Origin of the sequence: Rickettsia asembonensis (assembly GCF_000828125.2) — a bacterium.
Lineage (GTDB): Bacteria > Pseudomonadota > Alphaproteobacteria > Rickettsiales > Rickettsiaceae > Rickettsia > Rickettsia asembonensis.
In genome coordinates this window covers 1-2,678 of the sequence record NZ_JWSW01000027.1, presented here as the reverse complement: position 1 = coordinate 2,678, position 2,678 = coordinate 1, and the positions used below count along the sequence as shown (strand labels likewise).

Sequence of the window (2,678 nt, the reverse complement as noted above, 5' to 3'; positions counted from 1 at the left end):
TTATCTCTCAACACTTCCTATATACAAGATATTTCTTCGTCTGCTTATTCAGAAATATTAAAATATACTAATAATTATGCTATAAATTACTCTGCTACAGTGAATGCACGATATTTTATGTCCACATGTCAAAGTTGCGGAGTAGTTCAAGGAGATAATTATAGTATTCAGGAGTTCAATTATCCTTTTTCACCTGTAGAAGTCGAAGATTTTTCTAAAATTTCTTTCAAAAAAATTCTTGTGCCTATTATGCTTGATGCTAGTGATTGGAGTATTAGATATCCACCTATTGAATATTATTTAGGTGATCATACCGTTGATGGAATGATGTATGTGACAAGTAACGGTTTTATAAAAAAATGATTGAAAATAATATTACGTTAATCCCAGCTGCGCTCGTTGATTACCCTCTAATTCAAAATATGGGGCGGTTTTATGTATATGAGTCACGTTATTGTGGTTTTACCTCGGATAAATATGGTTGGGCATTACCGCAAGATGGTTTATATGAAATCGGTGATTATAAAAAATATTTTATAGAACTAGATCGAAAAGCATATTTGGTTAAATTAAATGAGGAAATAGCAGGTTTTGTATTACTTAATAAAGTTGGAACTCATGATAAAATCGATTGGAATATGGGGGAATTTTTTATTATAGCAAGGTTTCAAAATAAAGGAGTAGGTAGAGAAGTAGCTAAGTAAATTTGGCATATGTATGAAGGGTTATAGGAGGTTTCAGTTATTCCTGAAAATAAACCGGCAATTAAGAAGAAACTAAGCTTACTTCTATAAGAGATTATAAAGCTGAAAGGGTTGTTTTTGAGTTTAATACTGATATATAAACTACCACAACTTTATCTCAGCTTCTGTTAAATCTTTTAAAGTGCGTGATCCGGTGCATAGCATGGTAATTTTAAGCTGTTCGATTATTAATTGTATCTCTTCGGAAAGCAAGCTTTCAGAAATATCTGCCGCTTTTAATAATTGACCGGCAAGTCCAAAAATATTAGCTCCCATACGGATTGCTTTTGCTCCGTCAATACCGGACTTTAGCCCGCCACTAGCAATAATCGGAATATTTCCTGAAACTTCTCTCACCATTTTTAGAGAGTCTAAAGTCGGAATTCCCCAGTTAATAAAGCTACTAGCTATACGATTTTGTAATGAATTTGTAGTACGATAAGCCTCTACTTGGCTCCAAGATGTTCCTCCGCTCCCTGCAATATCAAGAATCTTAACACCTGCCTCTATAAGATTCTCAGCAACTTGTTTAGATAAACCATATCCTACTTCTTTAACGATTACAGGGACAGAGAGGTAATTAACCACTTTTCTTATCTTAGGTAAAAGATTTTCCCAATTTCTATTACCTTCCGGTTGAGTCAGTTCCTGTAACACGTTTAAGTGTAAAATTAAGGCATCGGCTTTAATAGCATTAACTAAATACTGACATTCTTTAGGTGTCACTCCGTAATTAAGCTGCACTGCTCCGATATTGGCGAGTAATGGGATATCGGGAGCAACATCCCTTACCGCAAATGTCTTAATCGTATCCGGCTTCGTTAACAAAACCCGCATAGAGCCAATTCCCATAGCAATTCCGGCTTTTTGGGCTGCCTGTGCAAGTCTATAGTTAATATCTCCGGCTCTAGTCGTACCTCCGGTCATACTAGAAATGAGAATAGGTGCTTGCAAAGATTTTCCAAGGAAAGTACTAGTAGTATCTATGCTATCGTAGTTAATTCCCGGTAATGCGTTGTGAATAAATTGCATAGATTCAAAACCGCTTGTAAGCGTAGATTCAACGTTTTTTGTAAGATTAATTTCAATATGATCTTGTTTTCTTTCGATGTCTAAATTCTGATCTTTTGACATTTTACTTACTAATTCCTTTTTGTACTTAATCTATATTAATATTTCTAGCTTTGCAAAATATATTTCTTTGACTATTTAATATTAGTAATCATTTTTTACTCTTAACATTGTATTTAAAATAATATATCATAAGTATAAAAACTAGTAGAGAATAATATGAATGATAAAAATCTAAACACAGCAGTATCTTACTATACTTCTATGCGTGCTAAGAAGTTTAAAGAGATGGCCGCATGCTTGCATCCTAATATTCATTTTATAGGACCATTATCAGTTATGGATGGTAAAGAATCAGTTGTAGAAGCTGCTAAAAATTTTGCTATGTTTTTTAAAAATCTCACAATCAGTGAAAAATTTTCTTCTAATGATAAAGTGATGCTAGCACTTGAATTTGACTGCCCAGAGCCTATCGGTATTTTTCGAGGTGCTTCATTATTATCATTTAATGATGGGATTATTTCTCGTATAGAATTATTTTATGATGCCCGTCCTTTTGTGTGTTTAGTAAAATACGTAAGAAGATAGGTACTAATTTACTATCAAAAATATTTACAAACTTTAGAGATCAACTAAGAAAGCAAGGTTATATGAGTGAGGTATTTACTTTTGTGGATGCCTCTCATTTAATCTCAAAAGCTAGTCTTTGGAAAGAACGTGATGAGTTGAGGAAGCAAAAATATGACAAGCTCAATAATAAGACTTTATCTAAAGTTGCAAATGATAAACAATCTAAAATTGGTTGTAAAGGAGGTAATAAGTTTTGGTATGGTTATATAAAAAACATGTTAGCGTTGATATTCT

General features: G+C 33.0%; 5 protein-coding genes. 4 read left to right on the top strand and 1 reads right to left on the bottom strand.

Going from position 1 to position 2,678, the window contains the following annotated elements:
* On the top strand, positions 1–363 hold a 363-nt coding region (locus SB78_RS09675; protein ID WP_199402761.1), incomplete at its 5' end, for a hypothetical protein.
* Positions 360–704 (top strand): GNAT family N-acetyltransferase, encoded by a 345-nt coding sequence (locus SB78_RS10845; RefSeq protein WP_052458488.1) that lies wholly within the window; start codon positions 360–362, stop codon positions 702–704. The genes SB78_RS09675 and SB78_RS10845, both read left to right, overlap by 4 nt.
* A 141-nt stretch (positions 705–845) precedes the next feature.
* Here the strand turns inward: SB78_RS10845 and fni are convergent, their stop codons facing one another.
* A complete protein-coding gene (gene fni / locus SB78_RS03910; RefSeq protein ID WP_041078823.1) occupies positions 846–1,877 on the bottom strand; it encodes a type 2 isopentenyl-diphosphate Delta-isomerase in 1,032 nt (343 codons plus the stop codon).
* A 156-nt stretch (positions 1,878–2,033) separates the two neighbouring features.
* Between fni and SB78_RS03905 the strand changes: the two genes are divergently transcribed.
* Together SB78_RS03905 and SB78_RS03900 are read left to right on the top strand one after the other, a co-directional pair.
* A complete protein-coding gene (locus tag SB78_RS03905; RefSeq protein WP_041078822.1) occupies positions 2,034–2,402 on the top strand; it encodes a nuclear transport factor 2 family protein in 369 nt (122 codons plus the stop codon).
* On the top strand, positions 2,375–2,678 hold a 304-nt coding region (locus SB78_RS03900), incomplete at its 3' end, for a hypothetical protein (protein ID WP_041078821.1). The genes SB78_RS03905 and SB78_RS03900, both read left to right, overlap by 28 nt.

Bases quoted from the DNA above. Each gene is read 5' to 3' on its own strand.
- SB78_RS10845 (WP_052458488.1), top strand. From the start codon at position 360: ATGATTGAAAATAATATTACGTTAATCCCAGCTGCGCTCGTTGATTAC.
- fni (WP_041078823.1), bottom strand. From the start codon at position 1,877: ATGTCAAAAGATCAGAATTTAGACATCGAAAGAAAACAAGATCATATT.
- SB78_RS03905 (WP_041078822.1), top strand. From the start codon at position 2,034: ATGAATGATAAAAATCTAAACACAGCAGTATCTTACTATACTTCTATG.